Source organism: Methylopila jiangsuensis (assembly GCF_027922305.1).
Taxonomy (GTDB): domain Bacteria; phylum Pseudomonadota; class Alphaproteobacteria; order Rhizobiales; family Methylopilaceae; genus Methylopila; species Methylopila jiangsuensis.
In genome coordinates this window covers 1-24556 of the sequence record NZ_BSFK01000009.1, presented here as the reverse complement: position 1 = coordinate 24556, position 24556 = coordinate 1, and the positions used below count along the sequence as shown (strand labels likewise).

The 24556-nt window shown below is 66.3% G+C and carries 33 protein-coding genes and 1 riboswitch; of the genes, 16 read left to right on the top strand and 17 right to left on the bottom strand.

The genetic code is table 11. The features are described 5' to 3' along the window. Window positions 1–84: 84 nt before the first annotated feature. The 5 genes from dps to PKE85_RS08885 all read right to left on the bottom strand — a co-directional run bounded on the left by dps (window position 85) and on the right by PKE85_RS08885 (window position 4379). Window positions 85–639: a DNA starvation/stationary phase protection protein Dps gene (gene dps, locus PKE85_RS08905; protein ID WP_271204387.1), complete on the bottom strand. Its 555-nt coding sequence runs from the start codon at window positions 637–639 to the stop codon at window positions 85–87. Between the two features lie 113 nt (window positions 640–752). Next, window positions 753–1904, bottom strand: a complete 1152-nt coding sequence (locus PKE85_RS08900; RefSeq protein ID WP_271204386.1) for a TDT family transporter — start codon at window positions 1902–1904, stop codon at window positions 753–755. Window positions 1905–1928: 24 nt separating this feature from the next. After that, window positions 1929–2423 (bottom strand): UbiA prenyltransferase family protein, encoded by a 495-nt coding sequence (locus PKE85_RS08895; protein ID WP_271204385.1) that lies wholly within the window; start codon window positions 2421–2423, stop codon window positions 1929–1931. A gap of 139 nt (window positions 2424–2562) precedes the next feature. Beyond that, a complete protein-coding gene (locus PKE85_RS08890; RefSeq protein WP_271204384.1) occupies window positions 2563–3960 on the bottom strand; it encodes a YncE family protein in 1398 nt (465 codons plus the stop codon). Further along, window positions 3957–4379 (bottom strand): DUF305 domain-containing protein, encoded by a 423-nt coding sequence (locus PKE85_RS08885; RefSeq protein WP_271204383.1) that lies wholly within the window; start codon window positions 4377–4379, stop codon window positions 3957–3959. The genes PKE85_RS08890 and PKE85_RS08885 overlap by 4 nt, the downstream gene beginning before the upstream one ends. A gap of 173 nt (window positions 4380–4552) precedes the next feature. Between PKE85_RS08885 and PKE85_RS08880 the strand changes: the two genes are divergently transcribed. From PKE85_RS08880 to PKE85_RS08850, 7 genes are all read left to right on the top strand, one after another. After that, window positions 4553–4966: a nuclear transport factor 2 family protein gene (locus PKE85_RS08880; RefSeq protein WP_271204382.1), complete on the top strand. Its 414-nt coding sequence runs from the start codon at window positions 4553–4555 to the stop codon at window positions 4964–4966. Window positions 4967–4984: 18 nt separating this feature from the next. After that, complete coding sequence (locus tag PKE85_RS08875; protein WP_271204381.1) at window positions 4985–5488, top strand: RNA polymerase sigma factor; 504 nt, start codon at window positions 4985–4987, stop codon at window positions 5486–5488. A gap of 2 nt (window positions 5489–5490) precedes the next feature. Further along, entirely contained in the window at window positions 5491–6267 is a 777-nt protein-coding gene (locus tag PKE85_RS08870; RefSeq protein WP_271204380.1) for an anti-sigma factor family protein, read from the top strand. A gap of 19 nt (window positions 6268–6286) precedes the next feature. Then, window positions 6287–7171: a LysR family transcriptional regulator gene (locus PKE85_RS08865; RefSeq protein ID WP_271204378.1), complete on the top strand. Its 885-nt coding sequence runs from the start codon at window positions 6287–6289 to the stop codon at window positions 7169–7171. Then, window positions 7168–7773 carry a uracil-DNA glycosylase family protein gene (locus tag PKE85_RS08860; protein ID WP_271204377.1) on the top strand — a complete coding sequence of 202 codons (606 nt, stop codon included), beginning with the start codon at window positions 7168–7170 and terminating at the stop codon, window positions 7771–7773. The genes PKE85_RS08865 and PKE85_RS08860 overlap by 4 nt, the downstream gene beginning before the upstream one ends. Before the next feature lie 29 nt (window positions 7774–7802). After that, window positions 7803–7863: riboswitch (Fluoride riboswitch) on the top strand. 92 nt (window positions 7864–7955) lie between these two features. Then, complete coding sequence (crcB, locus tag PKE85_RS08855) at window positions 7956–8333, top strand: fluoride efflux transporter CrcB (protein ID WP_271204376.1); 378 nt, start codon at window positions 7956–7958, stop codon at window positions 8331–8333. Between the two features lie 3 nt (window positions 8334–8336). Then, on the top strand, window positions 8337–8774 hold the full coding sequence (locus PKE85_RS08850) for an EamA family transporter (protein WP_271204375.1): 438 nt from the start codon (window positions 8337–8339) through the stop codon (window positions 8772–8774). A gap of 12 nt (window positions 8775–8786) precedes the next feature. Here PKE85_RS08850 and PKE85_RS08845 read toward each other — a convergent pair whose 3' ends face one another. The 8 genes from PKE85_RS08845 to PKE85_RS08810 all read right to left on the bottom strand — a co-directional run bounded on the left by PKE85_RS08845 (window position 8787) and on the right by PKE85_RS08810 (window position 14282). Next, entirely contained in the window at window positions 8787–9530 is a 744-nt protein-coding gene (locus PKE85_RS08845; protein ID WP_428981334.1) for a MauE/DoxX family redox-associated membrane protein, read from the bottom strand. A 64-nt stretch (window positions 9531–9594) separates the two neighbouring features. Continuing rightward, the gene (locus tag PKE85_RS08840) at window positions 9595–9876 is read right to left on the bottom strand and encodes a copper-binding protein (protein WP_271204374.1); all 282 of its coding nucleotides are present in this window, start codon (window positions 9874–9876) and stop codon (window positions 9595–9597) included. Between the two features lie 20 nt (window positions 9877–9896). Beyond that, complete coding sequence (locus PKE85_RS08835) at window positions 9897–10370, bottom strand: cupredoxin domain-containing protein (protein ID WP_271204373.1); 474 nt, start codon at window positions 10368–10370, stop codon at window positions 9897–9899. Between the two features lie 26 nt (window positions 10371–10396). Then, complete coding sequence (locus tag PKE85_RS08830; protein WP_271204372.1) at window positions 10397–11800, bottom strand: multicopper oxidase domain-containing protein; 1404 nt, start codon at window positions 11798–11800, stop codon at window positions 10397–10399. Window positions 11801–11814: 14 nt separating this feature from the next. Further along, on the bottom strand, window positions 11815–13251 hold the full coding sequence (locus tag PKE85_RS08825; RefSeq protein WP_271204371.1) for a TolC family protein: 1437 nt from the start codon (window positions 13249–13251) through the stop codon (window positions 11815–11817). After that, a complete protein-coding gene (locus PKE85_RS08820) occupies window positions 13251–13475 on the bottom strand; it encodes a hypothetical protein (RefSeq protein ID WP_271204370.1) in 225 nt (74 codons plus the stop codon). The genes PKE85_RS08825 and PKE85_RS08820 overlap by 1 nt, the downstream gene beginning before the upstream one ends. 130 nt (window positions 13476–13605) lie before the next feature. Then, the gene (locus tag PKE85_RS08815) at window positions 13606–14010 is read right to left on the bottom strand and encodes a hypothetical protein (RefSeq protein ID WP_271204369.1); all 405 of its coding nucleotides are present in this window, start codon (window positions 14008–14010) and stop codon (window positions 13606–13608) included. Then, window positions 14007–14282 carry a metal-sensitive transcriptional regulator gene (locus tag PKE85_RS08810; protein ID WP_271202256.1) on the bottom strand — a complete coding sequence of 92 codons (276 nt, stop codon included), beginning with the start codon at window positions 14280–14282 and terminating at the stop codon, window positions 14007–14009. Before PKE85_RS08810 ends, PKE85_RS08815 begins: the two co-directional genes overlap by 4 nt. Window positions 14283–14513: 231 nt before the next feature. Between PKE85_RS08810 and PKE85_RS08805 the strand changes: the two genes are divergently transcribed. After that, entirely contained in the window at window positions 14514–14843 is a 330-nt protein-coding gene (locus tag PKE85_RS08805) for a hypothetical protein (RefSeq protein ID WP_271204368.1), read from the top strand. Between the two features lie 55 nt (window positions 14844–14898). On the opposite strand, the gene PKE85_RS08800 is transcribed toward PKE85_RS08805, so the two are convergent. Together PKE85_RS08800 and PKE85_RS08795 are read right to left on the bottom strand one after the other, a co-directional pair. Beyond that, window positions 14899–15759 (bottom strand): SDR family oxidoreductase, encoded by an 861-nt coding sequence (locus PKE85_RS08800; protein WP_271204367.1) that lies wholly within the window; start codon window positions 15757–15759, stop codon window positions 14899–14901. A 115-nt stretch (window positions 15760–15874) separates the two neighbouring features. After that, window positions 15875–16690, bottom strand: coding sequence for an alpha/beta fold hydrolase (locus PKE85_RS08795; RefSeq protein WP_271204366.1), 816 nt, complete (start codon window positions 16688–16690; stop codon window positions 15875–15877). Window positions 16691–16878: 188 nt separating this feature from the next. On the opposite strand from PKE85_RS08795, the gene PKE85_RS08790 reads away from it, so the two are divergent. Continuing rightward, window positions 16879–17448, top strand: a complete 570-nt coding sequence (locus tag PKE85_RS08790; RefSeq protein ID WP_271204365.1) for a type 1 glutamine amidotransferase domain-containing protein — start codon at window positions 16879–16881, stop codon at window positions 17446–17448. 266 nt (window positions 17449–17714) lie between these two features. Further along, window positions 17715–17990: a hypothetical protein gene (locus PKE85_RS08785; RefSeq protein WP_271204364.1), complete on the top strand. Its 276-nt coding sequence runs from the start codon at window positions 17715–17717 to the stop codon at window positions 17988–17990. A gap of 48 nt (window positions 17991–18038) precedes the next feature. On the opposite strand, the gene PKE85_RS08780 is transcribed toward PKE85_RS08785, so the two are convergent. After that, window positions 18039–18998 carry an HWE histidine kinase domain-containing protein gene (locus tag PKE85_RS08780; RefSeq protein WP_271204363.1) on the bottom strand — a complete coding sequence of 320 codons (960 nt, stop codon included), beginning with the start codon at window positions 18996–18998 and terminating at the stop codon, window positions 18039–18041. A 152-nt stretch (window positions 18999–19150) separates the two neighbouring features. Between PKE85_RS08780 and PKE85_RS08775 the strand changes: the two genes are divergently transcribed. From PKE85_RS08775 to PKE85_RS08755, 5 genes are all read left to right on the top strand, one after another. Further along, complete coding sequence (locus PKE85_RS08775; RefSeq protein WP_271204362.1) at window positions 19151–19471, top strand: dihydroneopterin aldolase; 321 nt, start codon at window positions 19151–19153, stop codon at window positions 19469–19471. A gap of 71 nt (window positions 19472–19542) precedes the next feature. Next, complete coding sequence (locus PKE85_RS08770) at window positions 19543–20076, top strand: (2Fe-2S)-binding protein (RefSeq protein WP_271204361.1); 534 nt, start codon at window positions 19543–19545, stop codon at window positions 20074–20076. After that, a complete protein-coding gene (locus PKE85_RS08765; protein WP_271204360.1) occupies window positions 20073–21089 on the top strand; it encodes an FAD binding domain-containing protein in 1017 nt (338 codons plus the stop codon). The genes PKE85_RS08770 and PKE85_RS08765 overlap by 4 nt, the downstream gene beginning before the upstream one ends. Window positions 21090–21105: 16 nt before the next feature. Next, window positions 21106–23340, top strand: a complete 2235-nt coding sequence (locus PKE85_RS08760; RefSeq protein WP_271204359.1) for a xanthine dehydrogenase family protein molybdopterin-binding subunit — start codon at window positions 21106–21108, stop codon at window positions 23338–23340. Between the two features lie 154 nt (window positions 23341–23494). Beyond that, on the top strand, window positions 23495–23641 hold the full coding sequence (locus tag PKE85_RS08755; protein ID WP_271204358.1) for a hypothetical protein: 147 nt from the start codon (window positions 23495–23497) through the stop codon (window positions 23639–23641). Window positions 23642–23683: 42 nt separating this feature from the next. On the opposite strand, the gene PKE85_RS08750 is transcribed toward PKE85_RS08755, so the two are convergent. Beyond that, entirely contained in the window at window positions 23684–24130 is a 447-nt protein-coding gene (locus PKE85_RS08750) for an NUDIX hydrolase (RefSeq protein WP_271204357.1), read from the bottom strand. Between the two features lie 120 nt (window positions 24131–24250). Here PKE85_RS08750 and PKE85_RS08745 point away from each other — a divergent pair. Continuing rightward, the coding region (locus PKE85_RS08745) for a transposase (protein WP_271204356.1) at window positions 24251–24556 on the top strand (306 nt) is incomplete at its 3' end.

The window sequence follows — 24556 nt, the reverse complement described above, 5'->3', positions numbered from 1 at the left end:
CCGTGACGCAATTCTCTCGGACTTCGGTGGATCCCTAGCCGCTGACCCGCTTCCAGATCAGACCACCCACCTGTCGGCGGTACGTCAGCGCGTTCCTTTGTTGTCGCCGTCCCGCATCTGGCCGGTCGGCTCCTTGACATGCGCCTCGAGGAACCAGAGCTGCTTGTCGACGGCTCGCGAGACCTCGGTGAAGAGATCCGAGGTGCCGGCGTCGCCCGCCTCATCGGTCTGATCGACGTTCTCCCGGATGGCGTTGGCGTAGGCCGCATAGCGGTCTATGAGCGCCGCGATGTGGTCGGCGATCGCATAGGCGTCGGTCGGATAGGGCGCGAGCGCCGAGCGCTCGGCGACCTCGGTCGCGGTGCCGATCGCTGTCGCGCCGAGCTGAACGGCGCGTTCGGCGACCTTGTCGTTCAGGTCGTCGAGTTCGTCGCGGAACCCGTCCAGCATCAGATGGACGCCGATGAAGTCCGGTCCCTTGAGGTTCCAGTGCGCCTGCTTCACCGCCAGCGCCAAATCGATGCCGTCTGCGAGACGCGCGTTCAGCAGTTCGATCGAGACCTTGCGCGCGTTCGAAGGGGTCGCGTTGCGGGTCTTGTGGTCGTGGATCGCCTTGCCAGTCTTGGTCTTGGTGGACATGTGTCTCAGCCTTCTTCGAATGTTTGAACTTGGATCTCGGTCGGTCGATGGGATGACAGGCCCGTGATGTCGCGACCACAACGAGCGCAGGAACGGCTCGTTCCCCCTGTCCGTCAGCCGCTCTTCAGGCAGGGCGCCACGAACAGGTCGCCTCGCCAGGCGCCGCGGACGGTGCGGGCGCCGACGATCAGCCAGAGGCACGCGAGCGCGGCGACCAGGACGACGCCGAAGCCGTGGATGGCCGGGATCGGCAGGACGCTTCCGAGCCGCAAGGTCGCGACCGCGTAAACGCCGAGCGGAAAGGTGTAGCCCCACCAGCCGAGGTTGAACGGCAGCCCCTCCCGCAGGTAGCGGAACGTGATCAGCAGCGCCATCGCGAGCCACCACAGGCCGTAACCCCACAGCAGCAGTCCCGCCACAAGCCCGACGCCCTCCGCGATCTGGCCGAACTGGCCGAGCCCGCTCGCGGCGAGGATCTCCGGCGCGGCGTGGCCGAGGACGAGCATGCCGAGCGCCCCGGTCCCGATCGGGCCGAGCGCGAGCCAGCTCGTCGTCGCCATCGAGACATGCGGCAGGTTGTGCAGGACCATTCTCAGCAGCAACACCACCAGCATGCTCATGGCGAGCGGCACGGAGAGCGACCACAGGACGTAGGAGACGAACAGCACGTCGAGCCGAAGCGAGGCCTCAGTGAGATGCGGGATCAGCAGGCCGCCCGAGACCGCGGCAACCTCGCAGGCGACCACCGGCAGCAGCCAGACCGCCGTCATCTGCTCGATCGAGTGCTCCTGGCGGGTGAACATCATGTAAGGGATCGCGATCCCGCAGACGATCGACAGGGCGACGTCGATCCACCACAGCGCATGGGCGATCCCGACCGCGGCGTCTCCCCAGCGCGCGACGCCGAAGATGAAAAACCCGTTGATGATGGTTGCGAGGCCCATCGGAATGCAGCCGAAGAACATCGACACGACCGAATGCCCGAAGATCCGCCGCGCGCCGTCGAAGAAGAAGATCCAGCGCGCAGCGTAGAGGCCCGTAAACAGCGCGAACAGGCCGATGTTGAAGAGCCAGAGCCCTTCGGCGACCACCATCAGCGCTGGAACGTCCTTGCCGAACTGCGACAGCGCGATCGCGAGGATGCCGGTGCCCATCGTGGCCGCGAACCAGTTCGGCGTGAACTGGCGCACGACCTCGCGGGGGTTGTCGAGGCGCGACAGCGGATGGATGCCTGTCGCGACGAGGCGGGCCTGTTCGAAGGTCATCGGACGCTCCTCGTTGGTCTCTGGTCAGATGGTGGGGCCGGCGGCGACCGCGGCCATATGGGCGACGACGAGGATTGCGGTTCCGCCGATCGCGAGAGCGATGGCAAGCGAGCCGATCTGCCAGAAGGCGGCGCGTCCGCTGATCCGGCCTGTGGCGATATCGGTCTCGCCGTTCCAGAACGCGCTGAAGCTGCGGTCCTGTTCGCGCTCCGGCTCCATGTTGCGGCCCATGAAGGCCGGAAGCGCCATGCCGCCGAGGAACATCACGCTGATCAGCACCACAAAGGCGAGGACGAGCGAGGTCTCGCCGCCGGCGAACGTCACGCAGGCGGCGAGGATAAGCCACGAATAGGCGGCGAGAGGGGTCCAGATCGCGAGCGGATGGATGCGGGTGGCAGGAAGGCGCGGCGCGTCCGCGAGTGGGCGGGCGACGTCGGACGACGTCCGCACGATCTTCCTGCGGTCGATCGCCCGCGCGGTGGGTTCGCGTGCAGGAGCCAGAAAAGCGACGGCTGTCATGGCGGCTCTCCTTGTTTGCTGGCGGGGCGCTCAGTGCGTCCCGGTTCATGCATGAAAGGTAGAAACCGCCATCCAATCGTTCCAACGAATAGTTTGGCACGTTTCATTCGCTTAAAACGAATGAACGTGGTGTCTTGGATCAGCCGCCGCTGAGCGCTGGGACACCGTCCGCCTTGGCTTTCTCACCTTCGACGACCCTGAACTTGACCGACTTCGCCTCGCCAGCCGCGGCCTTGCCGACCGCGCGGACCGGGCCAACCGCGGACGCCATCGCAGCGCCTTTCTCGTTGGTCTTGAAGGCGACCAGCGGCTCATCCGTCCCCTCGACGAACAGGGCGTAAGCTGTGTCGGGCTTCAGCTTCGAGGCGCTGATCTCAAGGATGTCGATCAGGCCGAGATTGCGCGAGACGACCTGGCCGGCGCCCATCTCGCCCTCCGGGGCCTTGAGGTTCAGGGTGAGGTTCTCGGGCGCTTTCTTCAGCGGCGTCAGATTCTCCGCACCGCCGCCCGGCGCCGCGCCCGGCACGTAGACCAGCGCCTGCGGGGCCTGGCCGATCGCCATATGCGCCACCGCCTTGTTGCTGGCGGCGTCGATCACGTCGACGCCGTCGCCGTTCTCGAGCCCGACATAGAGACGGCTCAAGTCACCCGACGCCCAGATTCCGTGCGGCAGCGCGCCGACCGGGATGGTCGCGACGAGCTTGGCCTCGGCGTCGGTCGTGTAGACCTTTACGACGTTCTCCCCGCCGATCGTGACATAGGCGAGCGTCCGGTCGCCGGATCTGCCGAACGCGAGGTGGTTGGAAATCGGGCCGGAGTCGATGACGCCCTTTACCTCCAGCGTCTTGGCGTCGATGCGCGTGACCTTGCCGACGTCCTTGTGCGTCATCCAGGCCTCCGACCCGTCCGGCGTCATCTGGACGAAGGGCGAGAACGGCGAAACGACCTTGATCTCTTTGACGATTTTCTTGGTCGCGACGTCGATTACATCGAGCTGGCTGTTGAAGCTGTTGGCCACGAAGGCCAGTTTGCCGTCGGGCGCGAAGATGGTCATGCCCGGGCCGCTCGTCGTCTTGATCTTGCCCGTCTCCTCGAAAGTGTTCGGATCGATCACCGCGAGATGGTCCTCGCCGCGAACCGTCGCCCACACCTCCTTGCCGTCCGGCGTGAAGAAGGCCTCGTGCGGGTTGCGGCCGATATAGGCCGTGCCCTTCACCTTATTGGTCGCCGTGTCGATGAAGGTGACCGAGTTGGTCACGGTCGAGACCGCGACCAGCGTCTTGTGGTCCGGCGAGAAGCCGAGGCCGTGGACGTTGACCTGGCCCTTGTAGAGAGGGCTCAGGACATTCGGGCGTGGGTCGCCGAGCTTGATCTGGCCGAGCGTCTCGTTCTTCACCGGGTCGATCACCGTCACGGTGTTGGAGTTCTGGTCGGCCGTGTAGACGCGGTCGCCCTCCTGCGGCAGCGCGAAGGCTTCCGTCGAGGTGAGAGCGGTCGCGGCGAGAAACGCCGCGGCGACGAGGCGCGTTCGGGTCATTTCGAATCCTTGGGCTGGGGGATTTCGGCCTTTGCGGCCTGCGGCTTGGCGGCAAGGAGCCGCGTCATCAGGTCGATCTCGTACTGCTGCTCGACGATGATCGACTGGGCGAGGTTGCGGATCTCGGGGTCGTCGGTCGCGAGCAACGCGGCTTTCGCCATGTCGACCGCGCCCTGATGGTGCGGGATCATCTGGGAGAGGAAGTTGTGGCGCGGGTCGCCGTTGGTCGGCGCCCGCATCATCCCGGCATGCATGCGCTCCATGGCCTTTGAGGTCTGATCCGCGAAGGCCGTAGCCTTGGGATTGGAGGCTTGAGCCGGCGAGGCATGCGCCATGGCGCTGTGGTCGTGCAGGCCTTCTGCGCCAGCGGGCGACGCCAGCGCGAATAAGGACAAAGCGAGCGGGATCGCGATCCGCATGAGGCCTCCTCTTCAAGATCGATGTCGCGAGGAGGGACGCCAGCCCGTCCGCGACCATTCCATCACGGACGCGTGATCGACGCGGTCGCAGAAATCTTTTCGGGCGGCGGGAATAGCAGGTGTCGAGGCGGCGTCTCTCGGCTCGTCAGTCACTTCAACCGACGGAGCCATCCATGCGCATCGCACTCGCCGCCGCCGCTCTCTTGCTCGCGACCCCTGCCTTCGCCGGCCCCGCGGAAGAGATGTCCAAGTCCCGCATCGACGCGATCGCCAAGGGCGACGTCGCCGCGGTCCAGTCCGCCTACGCCGACGGCGCCATGCTTCACTGGGTCGGCGGCCCGCTCGACGGCGTCTACACGGGCGCGGACAAGCTCAAGACCGTCTGGACCAAGTTTTCGACCGCTCAAGGCGAGCAGACCGCCAAGGTCGCGTCCGTCTCCGAGGCCATGAACCCGAAGGGTTCGACGGTCACCGCCGACGTCACCTTCTCGGGCAAGAACGCCGTCAAGGTGCGCTATGTCATGGTCTGGCGCGAGGGCAAGCTCGCGGACGAAATCTGGCAGGTGAACCCTAACGCCGCCTACTGATCGCCGGAGCGCATCGCCTTGGACGAGGCCGCCGCCCTTCTCGAACCGCTGATTCCGCAGCTAAGGCGCTATGCCTATGCGATGACGCGCGACCACGAGAGCGCCGACGACCTCGTCCAGGACACGCTCGAGCGCGCGCTGTCGCGCTGGGCGCTGCGCCGGCGCGATGGCGATCTGCGCGCCTGGTTGTTCGCGATCGAGCGCAATCTCCACGTGAGTTCGATCCGCACTCGACGCCGCCGACCGGAAAGCGCGCTCGACGCCGCCGACGAGCCGGGCGGCCCGGCGACGCAGGAGGCCGGGCTCGCGGCCCGGGACGCGCTCGAGGCGCTCGATCATCTGCCGGAAGACCATCGCACTGTGCTTCTGCTGGTTGGCGTCGAAGACCTGACCTACGAAGAGACCGCGCGCGTACTGGACCTGCCGGTCGGGACCGTCATGTCGCGGTTGTCGCGCGCAAGGACACGCCTCAGGGCGCTGATCGAGACCGGACGCTCCGGCTACCTGAGGAGAGTGAAGTGACGATGCCCGGCGCCCCTGTCGGAGACGACGATCTCGCCGCCCTCGTGGACGGACGCCTTACGCCCGAACGCCGCGCCGCGGTTGAGGCCTGGCTCGCGGAACACCCCGACGCCGCCGCCCGTGTCGAGGCGGACCGCAGCCAGCGTGATGACCTGCGCGCGCGCCTCGCGTTCAAGGTCGAGGAGCCGATCCCGTCGAGGCTGAGGATCGCGAACATCCGCGTCGCTCGCCGCGCGCGCAGCCTCAGTCAGCTTCGCGCCGTCGCAGCCGCGGTGGCGCTGGTCGCGCTCGGCGGCGCAGGCGGCTGGGTCGCCAAGGACGTCGCGGGGACGGGCCAGGGCGCAAGCTCTTCGCCCGTCGCCTTCGTGTCCGACGCCGTCGGCGCCTATCGAACCTTCGTGGTCGAGATCGCGCATCCCGTCGAGGTCCGCGCCGGCGACGAGGCGCATCTGATCACCTGGCTCTCGAAGCGGATCGGCAAGCCGCTGAAGGCGCCCGACCTTACCGGCTTCGGCTTCCGCCTGATGGGCGGGCGCGTCCTTCCCGCAGGCGCGGGCGCCGCTGCGATGCTGATGTATGACGATGACGCCGGCACGCGTCTCACCGTCTATGTCCGCGCTGACAAGGGCGCCGAGACCGCGTTCCAGTTCATGCGCGAGGGCGAGGTCGGCACGTTCACCTGGCTCGACCGCGGCTTCGGTTTCGCGGTCTCGGCCAAGGCCGACCGCGACCGACTGCTCCCGATCGCAGAGGCTGTCTACAAGGACCTCGGCGCGTGACGCGCGAGGTCGCGAAGCGATGACGCTCGAGCAGCTCCGCATCTTCGTCGCTGTCGCCGAACGCGAGCATGTGACGAAGGCCGCACAGGACCTGAACCTCACGCAGTCGGCCGTTAGCGCCGCGGTGTCGACGCTGGAGGCACGTTACGCCACAAAACTTTTCGACCGCGTCGGGCGCAGCATCGTGCTGACGGAAGCAGGAAGAATGTTTCTCGGCGAGGCGCGCAGCGTGCTCGCCCGCGCCTCGACCGCAGAGCAGGCGCTGACAGATCTCTCCGGCCTCAAGCGCGGACGCCTGGCGCTCGCCGCGAGCCAGACGGTCGCGGGATACTGGCTCTCTCCGCTGATCCACGACTTTCGGCGCGCCTATCCAGGCGTCGAGGTCAGCCTCCAGATCGCCAACACCGACGATGCGGCGGCGCTCATCCGCCAAGGCGAGGCCGATGTCGGCATCGTTGAGGGCGAAATCGACGATCCGCTTCTCGCTTCCGAGACGGTCGCCGAGGACGACATGGTCCTGGTCGTCGCGCCGGGACATCCATGGATCGGATCAGCCCCGAGTTCGGGCGAGGATCTCATCGCCTCGGAGTGGACTTTGCGTGAGCCGGGCTCGGGTACGCGCGCGATCTTCGAGGCCGCCATCGAGACGGCGGGAGTCGCGATGGAAAAGTTCGACGTCATGGTGCTCGCCTCTAACGAAGCGGTGCGCTCTGCCGTCGAAGCCGGCGCGGGGGCGACGGTGCTGTCGCGCCTGGTCGCCAAATCCTCGATCGCGGCCGGCGCGTTGGTCGTCGTGCCCTTCCAGCTCCCGACGCGCCGCTTCCTGTCGCTGCGGCATCGCGAGCGCCACGTCACGAAGGCCGCGCAGGCTTTTCTCGACATGCTCCAAGACGGGAAGACGTGACGTCGGGACTTCTCGACAACGCCGTGGCGATCGCGGAGCGCGCCGACGCGTTGGGCTTGCCTCACGTCGCTCCGCTCGAGGCCTACGCGGAACTTCTCCGCCAGCGCCACGGCGACGTTCCGCATTTCGATCCGTTCGACGGCGGGGTCGGCGCCCGCCTGCTCGTCCTGCTGGCGACGCCCGGGCCGAGCACGGCGTTGATCCGTTTCACGTCCCGGGACAATCCCACCGGCACTGCGCGAACGCTTCGACGGCTGTTCGACGCCTCGGAGATAGATCGTCGCGAGACCGTGCTCTGGAACGCCGTGCCCTGGATCCTGCCTCGGAGGGGAGCCCAACTTGGCGTGCCCCGAAAACGCGATATTGAGGACGCCCGAAATGAGCTGCCTCGCTTGCTCAGTCTGCTACCTCGGCTTGAAGTGGTGCTTCTGCTTGGTGGGATCGCATCCGAGGTCGCGTTGGCCAGGATTCAACAGATCGGCCTGACCGCACTCGTAGCGCCGCATCCGAGTCCTACGAATCTTGCAGCGGATCGAACGGCCGCCGGGGCGCTCGCTCGCGGCTTTGATTCAGCGGCCTCCAAACTTTGCGTGCAGAGTTGACGAGAGAACAGCGGCACGAGAGATTACGAGCGTGGGATGGGGATGGGGCTCCCCGACAACCGCCGTCAGGCTGATAGCTCCTGCAACGCGAGAGGCTTGTGGCTTCGCGCGTCGCAGGAGCGTGCGTCGCTCCAGCGACGCGCTGGCGGCAGCCTTTCCGACACGCGGAAAGGAAAGCTCAGTTGGGTTTCATCATCGTTTTTCTTGGCGCCGGGCTCGGCGGCGCCCTTCGGCATGCCGTCAACCTCGCGGCGTTACGATGGCTTGGGTCCGGCTTTCCTGTCGGCACCATGGCGATCAACATCGCAGGTTCTTTCGCCATGGGGCTGATCGCGGCGCTCTTCGTCATCAAGGGAGAACTGCCCCAGGAGTGGCGGCTTTTCCTGACGACAGGCGTGCTCGGTGGTTTCACGACGTTTTCGGCGTTTTCGCTCGAAACGGCGCTGCTCTACGAGCGCGGCGAGACACTGGGCGCGGCGGCCTACGTCGCAGCCTCGATCATTCTGTCGATCGCCGCCGTCTTTGCGGGTCTGCAGGTGATGCGGCTTTCGGGAGCCTGAGACATGAAAACGATTGTGGGTTCGTGGACGTTCTGGGCGCTGCTGTCGGCTACCTTCGCCGCGCTGACTGCGATCTTCGCGAAGATCGGGATCGACAATGTCTCCTCAGATTATGCGACGCTCGTACGGACGGTTGTCATTCTGATCGTGATCGCCGTCATCGTGATCGGGACTGGGCAATGGCCACAGCCACATTCGGTGAGTTCTCGTACCTATGCCTTCCTAATGCTGTCCGGTCTGGCGACCGGTGCATCCTGGCTTTGCTATTTCAGGGCTCTGAAGCTTGGAGACGCGGCGCGCGTTGCGCCGATCGACAAGCTCAGCGTCGTTATGGTCGCCATATTCGCTGCCGTGTTTCTCGGAGAACGTCTGGCTGCGATCAACTGGCTGGGCGTCGCGCTGATCGCCGGCGGGGCGATGCTGGTCGCCTATCGGGGCTGACCGAGGCGTCGATCAGCGGAACAGCATCCACACCGCCATCGCGACCATCATCAGGTTCTCGGTCAGCGACACGAAGCCGAGCGGCACGTTGCTCGAGCCTCCAACGCAGGCGCATTTGAGTTCGCGCTTATCGACGTAGACGGCCTTGAACACCGACACGGCGCCGACCGTCCCGATGAGCAGCGCGACCGGAATGGAGACCCAGTGCAGCGCGTCGGCCGTCATGAGAACGCCTGCCAGCGCCTCGCCGAACGGGTAGAGATAGCCGTATCGGACCCAGCGGCGGGCGAGCAGGTCGTAGTTCAGGAACATGGTCGAGAACTTCTCGACGTCCTGCAGCTTGAGCAGCGCGAGGACACACATGCTGAGCGACACGAACCACTCGGCGGCCCGCATGGTGAAGGGCGAGCCGAAGGCCGCATGGCTAACCGCCATCGCCATCAGCGCCGTCATGGCGAACACCGCGACGACCGGCCTGTAGCTGGTCTCGCCAGGCTCGGGGACATGCTGGCCGAAGTGACGCCGAAGGTCGTCGTAGCCGCCGATCCGCTTGCCCCCGATGAAGACCTGAGGCGTGGTCTTCACTCCATGCTCGGCCTTGAACGCGTCGGTCTCCTCGCGCGTCTTCAGCCAGTGGTCCTCGACCTCGAAGCCCTTCCGCTCAAGAAGGTCGACGGCCTTGAGGCCGTAGGGACAGACATGCGCCGGCATCACCATCCGGTGGATCGACGCGACTCGGCTCTCGTTCATCATCATTCCTCGAACTTCGTGCGGTGTCGGGGTCGGAGGGCCTTCGTGGCGGACCTCCGACCCATGACGCTCACTTTTTCCGGATCATGGTCACGGTGATCTGGCCGTTCACGCGGTCGGCCTCGAACGTCACCTTGTCTCCGACCTTAACGTTCTTGAGCATGACGGGGTCGCCCGCCTTGAAGACCATGGTCATGGGCTCGTCCATGCCGAGGTTCTTGATCGGGCCGTGGTCGATCGTGATCTTGCCCGCGGCCTCGTTGATCTTCTTGACCGTCCCGTCCGCGGCCGCAGCCGCGGTGGCGATGATGGCGACCGCGAGGGCGCCGATGACCGTTGCTGTCTTCTTCATGTTCGAATGCCTCCGTGGGGTCACTTGACGGCGACCGTGCCGTCCATCCCGGCCTCGCGATGGCCCGGGATCAGGCAGGCGAAGTTGAACTCGCCCGACTTCGAGAACTTCCAGGTGATCTCGTCCGACTTGCCCGGCGCGACGCGACGGCCGTTCGGCTCGTCGTGCTCCATGTCCGGGTTCTTCCGCATCGCGATCGCGTGCCTGTCGTTCTGGCTCCGCATCGCCAGCATGAACTCGTGGTCGAGTTGGCCCTCGTTCTTCAGCACGAAGCGGATCTGCTCGCCGCGCCTGGCGGCGATCGAGACGGGCGCGAACAGCATCTTGCCGTCGTCGGTCTCCTTCATGACCACATCGACAGTCCGCGACGGTTTCTTGGGATCGCCGGGCTCGCCGAAGGCCGTGGCCTCGCCATGCGAATGGCCGGGGTCCGCAGACGCCGCGGCCGGAGCGAGCGCCGCGACGAGCACGGCAAGCGTGAGGAACTTCTTCATCTCATTGGTCCTGTTGGGCGTCGGGTTCAGTGGTTCGCGTGCCCGCCAGAGCCTGCCTTCGGCTTCACGACGTTCATCTGCATGTCGCCGGGCTTGGCGGCCGCGGGCGCAGCCTTGGGCGCCGCGGGCGCCTCGCCCTTCCATTCGAAGGCGACCTGTCCTTCCGGGTGCTTGAACCAGCCGGGATCGCTGTAATCGTCGGACGCGATTCCCTCGCGGACCTTCACGACCGAGAACATCCCGCCCATCTCGATCGGGCCGAACTGGCCAAAGCCCGTCATCATGGGCAGCGTGTTGTCGGGGAGCGGCATCTCCATCTCGCCCATGTCGGCCATGCCCGCCTGACCCATCGGCATGTAGCCGGGGACCAGCTTTTTGATGGTCTTGGCCACGTCCTTCTTGTTCACGCCGATGAAATTTTGGACCTCGTGGCCCATGGCGTTCATGGTGTGGTGCGACTTGTGGCAGTGGATCGCCCAGTCGCCGGGAGCGTCTGCGACAAAGTCGAAGGCGCGCATCTGCCCGACCGCGCAGTCGATCGTGACCTCGGGCCAGGCGGCAGCTTCCGGCACCCAGCCGCCGTCCGTGCACGACACCTTGAAGTCGTAGCCGTGCATGTGGATCGGGTGGTTGGTCATGGTGAGGTTGCCGAACCGCACCCGCACCCTGTCGCCCCTGCTCGCGACGAGGTGGTCGATGCCCGGGAACACGCGCGTGTTCCAGGTCCAGAGGTTGAAGTCGGTCATCTCCGCGACGCGGGGCACGTAGGTCCCCGGGTCGATGTCGTAGGCCGACATCAGGAAGACGAAGTCGCGGTCGACCCGCCGGAACGCCGGATCCTTCGGGTGCACGACGAAGAAGCCCATCATGCCCATGGCCATCTGGACCATCTCGTCGGCGTGCGGGTGGTACATGAAGGTCCCGCTCTTACGGAGCTGGAACTCGTAGACGAAGGTCTGTCCGGGCTTGATGTGCGGCTGGGTGAGTCCGCCGACGCCGTCCATCCCCGAGGGCAGGAGCATGCCGTGCCAGTGCACGGTCGTGTGCTCCGGCAGCTTGTTGGTCACGAAGATGCGGACCTTGTCGCCCTCGACCGCCTCGATGGTCGGGCCGGGCGACTGGCCGTTGTAGCCCCAGAGGTGGGCCACCATGCCGGGGGCGAGCTCGCGGATCACGGGCTCGGCGACGAGGTGGAACTCCTTCCAGTCGCCGTTCATGCGCCACGGCGCGGTCCAGCCGTTGAGCGTGACGACGGGGTTGTAGTCGGGGCCGGTCGTCGGAACGAGCGGCGGCCGCATGGTCGCGTCCCTCATGGTCGCGGCCTCCGGGATCGAAGCGGCCTGGGCGCGGCCCGAAACCGCGGCGGCCGCGACGAGCGACGTGGCGCCTGCCGCTGATGCGGACAGAAAGGATCTGCGCGAGACGGTCATGATGTCTCTCCCGGTCACTGGGGCGATGCGGCGGAGGCGAAGGACGCCGAGGCGAGCTTCGGTTCCGGCGACGCCTCCCCGACGCCGCCGCCTCCGATCAGGGCGGCCTGGAAGTCCACGTCGGCGATGAAAAAGTCGCGCCTGGCACGGATCGCCGCGACGTTCGAGGCGACGTTCTCGCGGGCGTTGGTCAGGAGTTCGAAGGCGTCGACCAGCATGCCGTTGTACTGCAGCAGCGACTCCTCGGTGATGACCTTGCGGAGCGGCAGCACGCGGCTCTGGTAGGCCCGCGCGATATCGTGGCGGCCGCGATAGGTGGCGTAGGCCTCGCGGGCTTCGGATCGGGCGTTGACCGCCTTCTCGAGCAGTCGGTTGACCGCGCCCATGTAGGCCTCCCGGGCCTTGGTCGATGCGGTCTTGCCGAAGTCGAAGATCGGGATCTGGACCGCGACCTCGAAGCCCTTCGGGTTCGCCTTCTCCCCCTCGGCGGACTTCGCGTGGTTGGCGAGGCCGGTGACCTCGAGCATTGAGATCGCCCGGGTCTGTTCGGTGAGGCCGTACTGCTGAGCCAGCGCGTCGAGCGCGAGCCTGTCGCCGATGATGTCGACCCGCCGTGTGAGCGCGACCGCCTCGACGTCGGCTTGCGTCTTGAGCCGAGGGAAGGACGGAAGCCTTGCCGGGATCTTGTAATCGAGGTCTCGCCCCCACAGGCCGAGCTGCCGGGTGAGCGCCTCGCGCTCCTTCGCGGCGTCGAGCCGTGCTTCGGCGAGCTCGGTCGCGACCTCGGCGTAGAGCGCGCCGGAGCGAGCCTGGTTGAGCTTGGTCGCGGCCCCGGTCTCGCCGAGCTTGCGGCTCAGCTCCGCGGCGGCTCCTGCCGAGGCGCGGGCGGTCTCGAGGAACGCCGCGGTCTCGCGGGCCGCCACCGCGCGGTAGTAGGCGCGCCTTGCTTCCGCGGCCGTGCGGAAGGTCGCGCCGATCGCCTTGTACTGCGCCGCGCGGAACTCGCTCTCGGCGATCTTTGTGCGGCGGGGCAGAGTCAGGAGCTGGAGCAGGTCCGCGATGAGGCGCCGCTCGATGTCGAGGTCGCCAGAGCCGGCGACCCGCTCGATCGAGACTGTCAGGGACGGCGGCAGGCTGGCCTCGACGTATTCCGCCTCGGACACGCCGAGCGCGTTGTACTGCGCCTGCAGGCCGCGGTTATTCAGCAGGGCGACCTGGACGGCGGCGTCGGCCGTCAGGGGTTTGGCGAGCAGCCGGTCCACGCGCGACCTGACGGCGACGGCGTCCGCTTGGGTCGCGATCTTCGCCGTCGTTGCGCCGAGCTCGAGCGAGACACGCGACGCGACGGGCGTCATGCCGCCGTACTTGGTGAAGCTCGCGCAGGCGCCGAGGCCGCCCGAAAACGCGACGACCGTCGCGGTCCTCAGGAGGCTGGAACGGAGGGCGGTCATCACATGCCCTCCATCGGCTTGGAGGTCACGCCCTTGTTCTGCTCGAGCCAAGGCTTCGGCTCGACGGGGCGATAGTCCGACGTGCCCTTCGTGACGGAGGCCGGACGGGCGGACGGCACGGGAGCCGACGGATCGCCGGGATCACGCCCCGAGACGGGCGACGGCAACTGGGTCGAGCAGGCGGACAGGAGCAGTGCGACGGCAGCCGAGACGAGCGGCTTCATGGGGAACCCCGGAATCTGGACGAGCAAGCGCGATGGCGCGGAGGCGCCGGCGGCACGCGCGGTCGGTCAGATGTCCAGGGATGCGTTGACGAGGCCCCGGATCAGGGCACGCGTCAGGCGAGCGAGGACGTCAGCCGACCAGCGCGGCGGACAGTCTCGGGGGGCGCTTGATATGCGTCATGGGTCCTGTGACCTCCGCCGGAGACGGCGGTTCAGGAAGGACCGTGAGGGACACCTCGACGGCGCGCAGTTCCATCAGGCCCGACGACATGACCGCGTGACACGTGTTGCTGCAGCAGGTCGACTGGCCCGAGCCAGATTTGCCCATGTGGCCGCCGCAGTCCTGCGTGGCGGTGCTGACCGCCTGCTCGACGACAGGGGCGACCGCGACCGCCATTGCGGCCGGAACGCTTGCGGCCTGCGGCACCGGAGTGCCGTGGCCCGCATGGGCCTCGCTCGGCGTCGACCAGCTCGCGACGACGAAGAGCGCGAGCGCGAACCCGGCCACGAGGCGAAGGAGACCGCGCAGCGTCATCCGCGAACCCTCCCGAGGACGTCGACGAGCTCGGCGACCTTCTGGCGCTGATCGTCCTTGTCGCCCGACTGGATGGCGTTCTCGACGCAGTGGCCGACGTGGTCCTTGAGGATCTCCTCCTCGACCCGCTTCAGCGCGGCCCGGACGGCGGAGATCTGGGTCACCACGTCAATGCAGTAGCGGTCCTCCTCGAGCATGCGCGCGATGCCCCTGACCTGACCTTCGATCCGGTTCAGACGCTTCCCACACGAGGTTTTGGTGCAGCACTGCATACGCGAGATTTACCCCATGGGGGTATGATCGGCAAGGGGTGGCTTTCCAGAATTCGGACCTACGCAAGGGCTGCAATGGGTCAGCTAGGGACAAGGCCGCCTGGCTTAGATGCGCCAATAGCGGTCATAGAAAACGTTGCCGATAGCGGACATGTGGAGTTGTTCTCACCGGCTGCCCGATTGATCTTCGGTCGTTTCGGACCAGACTCGTTAGCGGGCGACAAGCCCGAAATGCCTGCACGTGTCTTGCGCCTGCGTGCGGCCGCCGCTGAGCGCCAGAAACTGGTCGACCATGTCGATGAACGCCATCGTGGTGCGGCCGTCGCCGCCTCGATTGCTGCCGCGGAGCTCTTACCCGATGACGGCTTCGTAGAAGCGCAGGGCTTCATCGACGTCCCCGACCTCGAGGGCGGTGTGGTTCAGGCCGACCAGCCGTGGCTTCCCCGTGCTCATCAGATCCAAGCTAGCGTCGACACAGGCACCCGCCAGCTTGCACCCGGCCTTCACCGATGCAGGCGATCCTTCCAGAATGACCAGCCCTTCTCGAACGCCACCGGATAACCTTAGGCATCCTGCCCTCAAGGGCGTGGCGTCGGATGATTTGGCTCAACCCTCATCACACCACCGTCTGGCCGCCCGCGATCGTAAGCAGCGCGCCCGAGGTGTAGCTCGCTTCCTCTGAGGCTAGCATGACGTAGGCCGAGGCAAGTTCGGCCGGCTGCCCGGGGCGGCCGAACGGCGTCTTTGAACCGAAGGTCTCGACGGCCTCGGGCGGCATGCCTGCCGGAATGAACGGGGTCCAGATCGGACCGGGCAGAACCGCGTTCACCCGGATGCCTTTCTCGGCAAGCAGTTGCGCGAGGCCGACCGTCAGGTTCGCTATGGCTCCCTTCGTGGTGGCGTAGGGCAAGAGCTGCGGGGACGGATCCTTCGAGTTGACCGAAGCGGTGTTGATGATCGAGCCGCCGGGCTTGATGTGGCGCGTTGCGAGTTGAGTCAGGTGGAAGGTCGCATGGACGTTGGTGTCGAACGTCTTGGTCCACTCCTCGAGCGAGACCTCGTCGAGCGACTTAAATGGTTTCTGATACGCCGCGTTGTTGACCAGGATGTCGAGGCCGCCAAGTTCAGCCATGGCGCGCTCCACGATCTGCTCGCGGAAGTTCGCTTCGTTGATGTCGCCGGGCGCCATCACGGCCTTGCGGCCGGCCTCCTCGATATGGCGACGGCAGGTCGCCCCGTCTTCACCCTCGCTTGGCAGATGGACGACCAGAAGGTCGGCCCCCTCGCGCGCGAAGGCGATCGCCACCGCGAGCCCGATCCCGCTGTCGCCGCCTGTAATGATCGCCTTCTTTCCCGAGAGCTTGCCCGAACCCTTGTAGCTCTCCTCGCCATGGTCAGGCCGAGGATCCATCTTCTCGGTCAGCCCCGGGAAAGACTGCGGCTGCTTGGGAAACGGCGGCTTCGGGAAGTGCTTCATCGAATGCTCCTGTGTCCTGGAGCAAACGGCCAGCGCCCGGAATTCGTTCGGGCGCGAATAAGCGAAGCGCCCATCGCCGGGGTCACGCGACCGCGGCGATGGGCCTACGCTGGGTTCAGCCGATGAACTGGATCAGGTCACGGTTCAGCCGCTCGGGATCGGTCGCGAACAAGCCGTGAGGCTCGCCGTCGTACTCGATGTAGGTCGAGCCCGGGATACCCGCGGCCGCCGCCTTGCCGCTCGGCTTGATCGGGACGGTCGCGTCCGACGCGCCATGGATGATCAGGGTCGGCTTAGTGAAGGATTTCAGGTCCGGTCGGAAATCGGTCCGTCCGAACGCGTCCACGCAATCGAGCGTCGCCTTCGGGCTCGCCATCAGCGCAAGCGTGAAAGTCCAGTCGAGCAGCGCGGAGCTGACGGGCCGGGAGATCACGCCGACGCCGTAGAACTGCTTGGCGAAGGTCTGCAGGAAGGCGAAGCGGTCCTTGCGGATCTCGCTCTTCATGTCCCTGAAGACACTCGCGTCGACGCCGTCGGGATTGCTGTCGTCCTTCAGCAGGTACGGTACGACCGAAGCCACCAGCACGGTTTTCGCGATGCGGTCGGACCCATGGCGGGTGAGGTAGCGGGCGATCTCGCCGCCGCCCATCGAGAACCCGACGAGGTTCGCCTCGCGGATGTCAAGCTTGTCCAGCACGGCCGCCAGGTCGTCGGCGAAGGTGTCGTAGTCGTATCCGGTCGCGGGGTGCGCCGACTGACCGAAGCCGCGGCGGTCGTAGGTAATGACCCGGTAGCCCGCCTCGAGCAGCGCCAGCGTCTGGTACTCGAACATGTCGCCCGTCAGCGGCCAGCCGTGGATCAGGACCACAGGCTTGCCCTTTCCGGCGTCCTTGACGTGCAGATGCGCGCCGTCGCGGCTCTCGATGTGCATGCGTTCTCCTTGGTGCGATCAGTCAGGGGCTGGCGGTGAAGCGGCGGTCTGCTGACGCAACGCCAACGCGCGCCGAACGGTTCTCCGCCACCGCTCTCGGGATCGAAACCTCGCCAGCGCCGTTGGTTAGGACATTCGCATCCCGCGCCATGAAAAGGCGCACTGCATCTGCATGGAAGGAAACGGCCATGAGCCTTCAAGGCAAGAAGATCGCGATCCTGATCGCACCGCGCGGCACGGAGGAGCCCGAGTTTTCCAAGCCCAAGGAGGCCGTCGAACAGGCCGGCGGCGAAGTGATGGTCATCAGCATCGAGTCGGGCCAGGCCAAATCGGTGAACAACGACCTCGACCCGGGCGGCAGCTACGCCGTCGACAAGACATTCTCCGAGGTCTCCGCAGACGAGTTCGACGGCCTTGTCATTCCAGGGGGCTGCGTTGGGGCCGACAAATTGCGAGCCGACAAGGACGCCATCACGCTCATCCGGGCATTCTTCGAGCAGGCTAAGCCCGTCGCCGCGATCTGCCACGCGCCGTGGACGCTGATCGAGGCTGGCGTCCTAAAGGGCAGGACCATCACGTCCTTCCCGACCCTCAAGACCGACGTCGAGAACGCGGGCGGGACGTGGGTCGACAAGGAGGTCGTGGTCGACAAGGGCCTCGTGACGAGCCGGACCCCGGACGACCTTCCTGCCTTCTGCGTCAAGCTCGTCGAGGAGTTCGCCGAGGGCAAGCATCCCGAACAGGCGCGTAGCGTCTGACTTCGGTCGCTATGCAGCAAGACGGCCGGCGCCCCGTTCGTGACGCGTGTTTTGCGTCGCGTCGGGCTGAGCAACGCGCCGAAACGTAAGCATTGGGTTGCCGCACTCGCGTGGCGGTCGAGGCCGATGGAGAGAACAGAGACCGGAGACACACGATGCAGGAGCCGACCTCGCGATCGGCCTCTCTCGCCGCGCCCCGAGGTCGGAAACACCGGAAGCGGTTGCGCTTCTTACGTGCGGGAGGCACTAAAAGTTCTGTGCGGTTCATGCGGCACGCGGTCTTTTACATGGCCGTGGCGAACCGAACACTTCGCCCGCGGATTCTCTCGCCCTATCTGGCGTCACAACGCAGGAAGCCGGACGTGGACGAAGATCTAGGCGAAGAGCAGCCCGTCGGCGCGGCGAAGTGGACCGCAAAACATGACGCCACGACGAAGGCGGCCATGGGCATCATCGAATGTGAGCGAACCGAGCGGGAAGCCAAGACCGAGCGCCTCAAGGCGGCGCGGCTGGCCAAAGAAGCCACCGAAGCCGGGGCCTGATCGCACCGCCTTGCCGGGCGCCCACGCTCGCCCGCAGGGTTTTGTGTCTCAGACCAGTTCTTCCAAGACGCGGGCTATGCCCTCGATCGAGTAGGGCTTCTGGATCACCGTCCTGTGCCTGTGCTCGTCCGGTAATTCCGCCTGCTCGCCGTAGCCGGTGGCGAACAGGAACGGGACGCCGAGCTTGGCGAGTTGGTCAGCCACGGTAAAACTGGTCTGGTCGCCGAGATTGATGTCGAGAACGGCGATGGTCGGCGTCGTTTCGTCGATCAGGTCCAGCGCTCCCTCGACCGTCGAGGCGGTCATTACCTCCGCGCCAAGCCGGCCGAGGATGTCCTCGGCGTCCAACGCGATGATCAGGCTGTCTTCGACCAACAGCGCCTTGTGGCTGGTCAGGAACTTGGGTGGCGCGTTCGAGGGATGGGTCGACGAATGCCGCGGGCACTTGATCGACATCGGCGGCGGGGGACCTGCTGTATCGGAGACGTGGCGGGCCGGGATCAAGAAGGTCGCCTTCACGCCGTCCGGCGAGTAGTCGATGTCGGCACGGCCGCCGAGGTCGTACGGGACTGAGCGGTTGATGATCGTCGTGCCGAAGCGCTTGCGGGTTGGTGGCTCGACGGGCGGGCCGCCCCGCTCGCGCCCGTTGAACGTCAGGTCGCCGCCCTTTTTGCGCGTCCAGGACACGTCGACGTGGCCGCCCGCCGACAGGCTGCCGTACTTGGTCGAGTTCGTGACGAGCTCGTGCACCACCAGCGCCATGGTCGAGTAAGCCTGCGGGTTCAGCATCACGGGCTCGCCGGTGACGTGCACGCCGTTGTCGGAGGCGTCGAGGAAGGCCTGCGCCTCGGCGTCGATAAGGGCGCGGATCGGTGCCGGGCTCCAGTGATCGTCAGTGATCTGGTTGTGAGCTCGGGCGAGTGCGTGGATGCGCCCGTCGACCAGGGTCACGAAGTCCTCGATCCTGTCCGATGAAGGCTTGGCCTGCCGGATGAGGCCGCGGATCACCCCAAGGATGTTACGGACCGGTGGTTCAGCTCCGCAATCAAAAGTTCCTGCTTCCGACTCGCTCGGTCGCGCTCAGCGCTTGCCTATCAATCGGCACTGAACTTTGACCCCTTATCGGCGTCCAATGTTGACCCCCTGAAGCTGGCTGCGCGGTGTCGATCCCGCCGGCGCGGAGCTGGTCGGGGTTGCGAAGCGTCGGCGGGATCGGGGCCGATCTGTCCGTGGCAGAAGAGCGTGACGACGCCGACGGCACGATCGACTGGGCCGACCTCGTCGAGACCGTGACCAAGGCCTTCACCGAGCGCCGCTACAAGCTGGTAGAGGCGGCCGCCAACGCGGTCGCGGCGGCTGTGTTCGCGAAGTTCCGGATCGCGCAACGCGTGCGCGTCGAGATCCGCAAGCCGTCTGCACCCATTCAGGCGATCTTCTCCCACACCGCGATCATCGTGGAGCGGGAACGTTCTCGGTTTTGAATTGTTCTGATCCCAAACGCTTCGCGCGCACTCGATGGAGGGCGTGACAACCAGTTTTGGGAGATGTTCCCTTGCCGCAAGACGCGCGCTCCGCCCCGGAGCCCGTCGCCGTCACCCTGTCGGTGAATGGCGAGACCCACTCGGTCGAAATCCCACCCTCGGCCACGCTTCTCGACGTGCTGCGCGAGCGGCTACATCTCACCGGCTCGAAAAAGGGCTGCGACCAGGGCCAGTGCGGCGCCTGCACGGTGCTGATCGACGGGCGGCGGGTGAACTCGTGCCTGCAACTCGCCGTCATGAACGACGGCCGCGAGATCACCACGATCGAAGGCATAGGGACGCCCGAGCATCTCCATCCGCTGCAAGCCGCCTTCGTGACGCATGACGCCTTCCAGTGCGGCTACTGCACGCCGGGCCAGATATGCTCGGCGGTCGGCATGCTGGACGAGGGCCACGCCCATGGGCCGGAAGAGATCCGCGAGCTGATGAGCGGCAACCTCTGCCGCTGCGGGGCCTACACCAACATCGTCGAAGCGATCGAGGAGGTGCGGAGAGCGCGAGAGGCGCCGACGCTTAAAGCCCCCACGCTGGAGGCCGCGGAATGATGAACTTCAGCTACACCCGCGCCACCACCGTCGGCGACGCCATCGAAGCGGTGGCGGGGGATCCGCATGCACGCTTCATCGCAGGCGGCACCAACCTCGTCGACTTGATGAAATACGACGTCGAGCGGCCGGGGCGCCTCGTCGACATCACCCGTTTGCCACTTAAAGATATCGAAGACACCGCGGAGGGCGGGCTGAAGATCGGCGCGCTCGTGCCGAACTCGGACCTTGCCTATGACACGCGGATCGAGCGCGACTATCCGCTGCTCGCGAGCGCCATTCTGGCCGGCGCGTCCGCCCAGCTCCGGAACGCCGCCACCACCGGCGGCAACCTGCTCCAGCGCACGCGCTGCTACTATTTTTACGACGCCGGCGTGCCCTGCAACAAACGCGAGCCGGGCTCTGGCTGTCCGGCCAAAACGGGTGTCAACCGCATCCATGCAATCCTCGGCGCAAGCGACTCCTGCATCGCCACGCACCCGTCCGACATGTGCGTCGCGCTCGCCGCGCTTGGAGCGACGGTGCATGTCGAGGGACCGGACGGCGCGCGGACCATCTCGTTCGAAGATTTTCATCGCCTGCCCGGCGACAGTCCGGAGAAGGACAACACGCTCGCCCACGGCGAGATGGTGACGGCGGTCGAACTGCCGGCCCCGCGCTTCGGGAAGAAACACACCTATCTCAAGCTCCGCGACCGGCTGTCCTACGCTTTCGCGCTTGTCTCGGTCGCGGCCGCGGTCGAGCTCGACGGCGACGTGGTCGGGGAGGCGCGGATCGCGCTCGGCGGGGTCGCGCACAAACCCTGGCGCGTGCCCGAGGCCGAGGCGCTCCTCAAGGGCAAGCTGCCGTCCTCGAGCGCGTTCGAGGAGGCGGCCGACCGCCTGCTGAAGGGCGCCGCGGGCCATGGTGAGAACGATTTCAAGATCGAGCTCGCCCGCCGCGCCGTCGTCCGCGCGCTGTTCCAGGCCGCAGCCGGGACGCCGCAGGTCCAGTCCAGCAAGATCGTCAACTGAGAAGGGACGTCAGCACATGTCGAACGTCCATCCTTACGTCGGCCGCGCCCATCCGCGCGTCGACGGCGCGCTCAAAGTGACGGGCCGCGCGAAATACGCCGCCGAATTCTTCGCCGACGGCATGGTGTACGCCGCGGCTGTTCCGGCCACGATCGCCAAGGGCCGCATCGTCAGCATCGATTTGTCGGCCGCGAAATCAGCGCCTGGCGTCATCGACATCCTGACGCATGAGAACCGCCCGGAGCTGCCCGACAGCGACGAGCCCTATCTCAACGACATGGTGGCGGTGCCCGGCAGCCCGTTCCGAGCGCTGTACAACGACCGCATTCTCTACAGCGGCCAGCCGATCGCGCTGGTGGTGGCCGACACCCATGAGAACGCGCGCCACGCAGCCTCGCTCGTGACCGCGACCTACGAGGCCGAGACGCCGACCGTCGACGTCGCAGAGGCGCGCCACGAGGCCTACGACACGTTCGAGCCCCGCGACGGCATTCCGCCGCCGCCGCCTCCGCGCGGCGACGCCGAGGCGACCTTCAAGGGCGCTGACATCAAGCTGAGCGAGAGCTATCGGGTCGCGCCCGAGCACCACAATCCGATGGAGCTGATGGCGACGACCGTCATCTGGGAAGGCGACGGCGCGCTCACGATCCACACCAAGACGCAAGGGGTGAACAACCCGAAGAACTACATCTGCGCGGTGCTGGGCCTCGATCCGGGCAAAGTTCGGGTGACGTCGCCCTTCGTGGGCGGCGCCTTCGGCATGGTGCTGCGGCCGCAATACGACCTGCTGGTTGCGACCATGACGGCGATCAAGCTCGAACGCTCGGTCCGTCTCGTGCTGACACGTGGCCAGATGTACACGATGGGCTGGCGGCCGGACACGCTGCAGACCGTGGCGCTGTCGGCGAAAGAAGACGGCGAGCTGACCTCGATTAGCCACCACGCCATTCAGGCGACGTCGCAGTTTGAGGACTATCAGGAGCCGACTGTGAACTGGTCGGGGCTGATCTACGATTGCCCGAACGTCAGCCTGAAGTACGAGCTCGCCAAGATCGACGTCTCGACGCCGTCCGACATGCGCGCGCCCGGCGCGGCGCTCGGGGTGTGTGCGCTCGAGATCGCGATGGACGAGCTGTCCTACCGGCTCGGCATGGACCCGCTCGAGCTCAGGCTGAAGAACTACGCCGAGAAGGACCAGAATGACGACAAGCCGTTCTCGTCCAAGGAGCTGAAGGCGGCCTATGCGCAGGGCGCGGAGCAGTTCGGCTGGAAGGACCGCGATTCCAGGCCGCGCTCGATGCGCGACGGCAAGGAGCTGATCGGTCAGGGCATGGCGACCGGCTGCTGGGAGGCCATGATGCAGCCGCATGGGGGGCGGGCGACGCTTTCCGCTGAAGGCAAGCTCGAGGTGGCGTGCGGCACCGCCGACATCGGCACTGGCACCTACACGATCCTGGCCCAGATCGGCGCGGACGCGCTGGGCCTCGACATTGACGACGTCACGGCGCGCGTCGGCGACACTTCGCTGCCGATGGCGCCGCCGGAAGGCGGCTCGTGGGGCGCGGCGTCCGCCGGCAACGCGGTCCGCGTCGCCTGCACGGCGCTCAAGGAGGAACTGCTGAAGGCCGCCCGCGGTCTCCATGACTCTCCGCTCGCAAACGCCTCCCTTGAGCATGTCAGTTTCGCAAACGGGAAGATCTCGCTCGTCTCCGACGACGAGAAATTCGTGACCTTCGGGGACGCCGTCAGGGGCTCGGGCAGTGCGGACGTAACGGCCGAAGCCATGTTCGAGCCCGACGAGGACTTCGCCGGCAAATACGCGTCCTACACGCATTCGGCCGTGTTCGCCGAGGTGCGCGTCGACGAGCAGCTCGGCGTCGTGCGGGTGACCCGCATCGTCAGCGCCATCGCGGCCGGAAAGATCCTGAACCTCGCCACCGCCCGCAGCCAGATCCTCGGCGGCGTGGTGATGGGGATCGGCATGGCGCTCCACGAGGAGACTATGTGGGACAAGGCTCTCGGTCGGGTCGTCAACGCCAATCTCGGCGAGTACCACATGCCGGCCCACGCCGACGTCCAGAACATCGACGTCATCTTCGTCGAGGAGGACGACAAGGCCAATCCGCTCGGCGTTAAGGGGCTCGGCGAGATCGGCATCGTGGGCGCGGCGGCCGCCATCGCCAACGCCGTGTTTCACGCGACAGGAAAGCGCGTGCGCGACCTGCCAATCACGATCGATAAGCTGCTCTGAGGCGAAGGACGACCGGCCGCGCTGATTGCGATCCCGTCGACGGCGGCGGCCGTTCGATCGCGAACGACCGGAGGGCCAAATAGGACTGACCACCGACGACGGGTTCATCATTGAGAGCAACAGCGGAGCGGACGAGGCGGTCGACCGCTGTATCGTGTTCGCGATCGACGAGGGCGAGGCGCGAGACCTGCTCGCGCACGACGTTCCCGAGGCGGAGCTCACAATCATTAACTGTGGCGACGACGTCCGCGCGCAGGAGGCGCGACTTGGAGTCGAGCCCGAGACCTACCGCTTGATCTAGATGGGACGGAGCGCCGGCCGCCCCTGATTCCCAGCCAAGAGATCAGTCGTTGAGGGCGATGCGTTCGGGCAGGCCGAGCAGAATTTTTCTCAGCCGCTTTTCCTGAACGGCCTCCGACGCTTCCTGTGGGAGAAACCAGCGCCGTTCGCGCTCGTCCATCTCAGGCCATTCGTCGAGTTGCTCGAGCACGCGCAGGGGAAACACCTCCACTGCGCACTGACGGTCGCGTTTCCGGCGCATCCGCTTCAGGTAGTCGAACGTGCCGATCGAGGCCCCACCCACACCGCGGACGCCAGCCTCTTCAAAGGCCTCCCTCAACGCTGTGCCCATTGGGCCGAGCTTGCTGATCGGCCACCCCTTCGGGACGACCCAGCGTCGGGTTTCCCGGCTCGTGATCAGCATGACCTCGAGGCGTCCATCAGCGCCGATTCTGTAAGGAGCGGCGGCGAACTGCTCATGCGGCTTCTCGCGGCTGTTCTTCTTTCCCATGGCGACCGTCAACGCCTTGATCTGATGAACGTTTCCGATGAAGGTCGCGCCGGGTGGTTAGGTTCAGGACCCATTGATATGAGCGTCGCGATCTGATTCAGGCTCCGCGAGGAGACCGGGATGAGCGACCTGTTTTGGCTAACGGATGAGCAGATGGAGCGGCTGCGGCCGTTCTTTCCGAAGAGCCACGGCAAGCCTCGAGTGGATGACCGGCGGGTGCTGAGCGGCATCGTGTTCGTCAACTGCAACGGGCTGCGCTGGCGCGATGCTCCTGGCGCGTACGGCCCGCACAAGATGCTGTACAACCGCTGGAAGCGCTGGGGTGAGGCAGGCGTGTTCACGCGCATCATGGAAGGTCTGGCTGCGGTGGGCGCCGAACCCAAAGCGGTGATGATCGACGCGACCTACCTGAAGGCGCACCGCACG

Bases quoted from the DNA above. Each gene is read 5' to 3' on its own strand.
- dps (WP_271204387.1), bottom strand. From the start codon at position 639: ATGTCCACCAAGACCAAGACTGGCAAGGCGATCCACGACCACAAGACC.
- PKE85_RS08900 (WP_271204386.1), bottom strand. From the start codon at position 1,904: ATGACCTTCGAACAGGCCCGCCTCGTCGCGACAGGCATCCATCCGCTG.
- PKE85_RS08895 (WP_271204385.1), bottom strand. From the start codon at position 2,423: ATGACAGCCGTCGCTTTTCTGGCTCCTGCACGCGAACCCACCGCGCGG.
- PKE85_RS08890 (WP_271204384.1), bottom strand. From the start codon at position 3,960: ATGACCCGAACGCGCCTCGTCGCCGCGGCGTTTCTCGCCGCGACCGCT.
- PKE85_RS08885 (WP_271204383.1), bottom strand. From the start codon at position 4,379: ATGCGGATCGCGATCCCGCTCGCTTTGTCCTTATTCGCGCTGGCGTCG.
- PKE85_RS08880 (WP_271204382.1), top strand. From the start codon at position 4,553: ATGCGCATCGCACTCGCCGCCGCCGCTCTCTTGCTCGCGACCCCTGCC.
- PKE85_RS08870 (WP_271204380.1), top strand. From the start codon at position 5,491: ATGCCCGGCGCCCCTGTCGGAGACGACGATCTCGCCGCCCTCGTGGAC.
- PKE85_RS08865 (WP_271204378.1), top strand. From the start codon at position 6,287: ATGACGCTCGAGCAGCTCCGCATCTTCGTCGCTGTCGCCGAACGCGAG.
- PKE85_RS08850 (WP_271204375.1), top strand. From the start codon at position 8,337: ATGAAAACGATTGTGGGTTCGTGGACGTTCTGGGCGCTGCTGTCGGCT.
- PKE85_RS08845 (WP_428981334.1), bottom strand. From the start codon at position 9,530: ATGATGATGAACGAGAGCCGAGTCGCGTCGATCCACCGGATGGTGATG.
- PKE85_RS08840 (WP_271204374.1), bottom strand. From the start codon at position 9,876: ATGAAGAAGACAGCAACGGTCATCGGCGCCCTCGCGGTCGCCATCATC.
- PKE85_RS08835 (WP_271204373.1), bottom strand. From the start codon at position 10,370: ATGAAGAAGTTCCTCACGCTTGCCGTGCTCGTCGCGGCGCTCGCTCCG.
- PKE85_RS08830 (WP_271204372.1), bottom strand. From the start codon at position 11,800: ATGACCGTCTCGCGCAGATCCTTTCTGTCCGCATCAGCGGCAGGCGCC.
- PKE85_RS08825 (WP_271204371.1), bottom strand. From the start codon at position 13,251: ATGACCGCCCTCCGTTCCAGCCTCCTGAGGACCGCGACGGTCGTCGCG.
- PKE85_RS08820 (WP_271204370.1), bottom strand. From the start codon at position 13,475: ATGAAGCCGCTCGTCTCGGCTGCCGTCGCACTGCTCCTGTCCGCCTGC.
- PKE85_RS08815 (WP_271204369.1), bottom strand. From the start codon at position 14,010: ATGACGCTGCGCGGTCTCCTTCGCCTCGTGGCCGGGTTCGCGCTCGCG.
- PKE85_RS08810 (WP_271202256.1), bottom strand. From the start codon at position 14,282: ATGCAGTGCTGCACCAAAACCTCGTGTGGGAAGCGTCTGAACCGGATC.
- PKE85_RS08805 (WP_271204368.1), top strand. From the start codon at position 14,514: ATGCCTGCACGTGTCTTGCGCCTGCGTGCGGCCGCCGCTGAGCGCCAG.
- PKE85_RS08800 (WP_271204367.1), bottom strand. From the start codon at position 15,759: ATGAAGCACTTCCCGAAGCCGCCGTTTCCCAAGCAGCCGCAGTCTTTC.
- PKE85_RS08795 (WP_271204366.1), bottom strand. From the start codon at position 16,690: ATGCACATCGAGAGCCGCGACGGCGCGCATCTGCACGTCAAGGACGCC.
- PKE85_RS08790 (WP_271204365.1), top strand. From the start codon at position 16,879: ATGAGCCTTCAAGGCAAGAAGATCGCGATCCTGATCGCACCGCGCGGC.
- PKE85_RS08785 (WP_271204364.1), top strand. From the start codon at position 17,715: ATGCGGCACGCGGTCTTTTACATGGCCGTGGCGAACCGAACACTTCGC.
- PKE85_RS08765 (WP_271204360.1), top strand. From the start codon at position 20,073: ATGATGAACTTCAGCTACACCCGCGCCACCACCGTCGGCGACGCCATC.
- PKE85_RS08760 (WP_271204359.1), top strand. From the start codon at position 21,106: ATGTCGAACGTCCATCCTTACGTCGGCCGCGCCCATCCGCGCGTCGAC.
- PKE85_RS08750 (WP_271204357.1), bottom strand. From the start codon at position 24,130: ATGGGAAAGAAGAACAGCCGCGAGAAGCCGCATGAGCAGTTCGCCGCC.